The organism is Phocaeicola sp. RTP21198st1_B8_RTP21198_201120, assembly GCF_040929485.1.
GTDB classification, from domain to species: domain Bacteria; phylum Bacteroidota; class Bacteroidia; order Bacteroidales; family Bacteroidaceae; genus Phocaeicola; species Phocaeicola dorei.
On sequence record NZ_JBCOCI010000447.1, the window covers coordinates 1 to 1,181 of the forward strand.

Below are 1,181 nucleotides of genomic sequence, written 5' to 3' on the forward strand. Positions count from 1 at the left end.
CCGTATAATCGCCTCCATCGTCACAGCGCTTAGATTATTCACAACATCCGCCGTCGCACTTCCCTTATCAAATCCTGGAACGGTAACATAGACATTCTTGAGATTCATTGCCGTTGTTATAGCACTAGAGCGACGCACCAGATAATACATTGTGCGTGAGCCGTCCATTACTCCCACTCCTTCAGCCCCGCCAATAGAAAGCGGACAGAGGTAAGTGGCGTCAATCTCCAGTTCGTCGAGTTTCAAGAATCGAATACTGATGTCTTCCGAAGTCGTTTTTCCGGCAGGAATTGTAACGGACTCCTGCGATAATTGATAATGTTCGGCAGGCAACATCTCATAATGAGTGTCATTCTTCGCATTATATACACCGACTAATGAAGGATCTACCTTTAAACTTACCTTGGAATCATCCCCTGCAGGATATGACAATTTCACTGTAAACGTTTTCGTCTGGCTCGTTACTTTACGATTAAAAGTAAAAGTTTCCGTATTCTTACTAGCAGCCACATTCAGGTATGCCGAATTATCGAACGGTGACTTTTCGCTGTAATCCGTATTATCACAGGCAACCAGCAGAAATAACAAAACTGCAGCTGCAAAGCACTGATAAAGTTTATGTATTCTCATAGCTTACATCGTTTAATGAACCGAAGCAGGATTCAGGAATTGAATACCTCCACGGGTCTGTTTATAAATAATATCAGTATCGTAGTAATCGGCAGAGATATTGTAAATAGCAATACCTCCCAATGGCGTTTCCATATTGAGAGCACCGTAAGCAGCTCCGGCGATGGCATTGCGCGTCACTCCGTTATTGTCGGTTAATGTACCGTCAGGAGTGACGGCCAACAGCAGACGATCCGGTGCGGCCTTGCCATATCCGGTGGCATAGAGCACGGAGGTTTCTATATCATATTCATCGGATGCAGCGGAAATATCAAGTACGAAATAGTTGAAAAGGCTGCGCTGCGCTTCCGGCAACAATGAAGGGGTACCTTCAAAAACTAACAGACACGGTGTCTGTCCCAAAGCATCTACCAGTGGCTTTAACACCGAAACATCTACCGCAGAGCCTTCCGAACCGAGGGCAATCCCGTCAAATGTCCCTGTACGCACTGCCTCAACAGCAGAGGTAATAGAGGTATTCTGTTTATCTTTAGCCGTGCAATCTATATAGT

At 45.2% G+C, this 1,181-nt stretch carries 1 protein-coding gene and 1 pseudogene; both read right to left on the reverse strand.

The window, feature by feature from the left end; translation table 11 throughout:
* Nucleotides 1-630, reverse strand: a 630-nt coding sequence (locus tag AB5935_RS27150; protein WP_368327995.1) for a DUF1735 domain-containing protein, incomplete at its 3' end; no start/stop codon positions are given.
* Nucleotides 631-642: 12 nt separating this feature from the next.
* A pseudogene (locus AB5935_RS27155) lies at nucleotides 643-1,181 on the reverse strand (hypothetical protein); the annotation flags it as partial.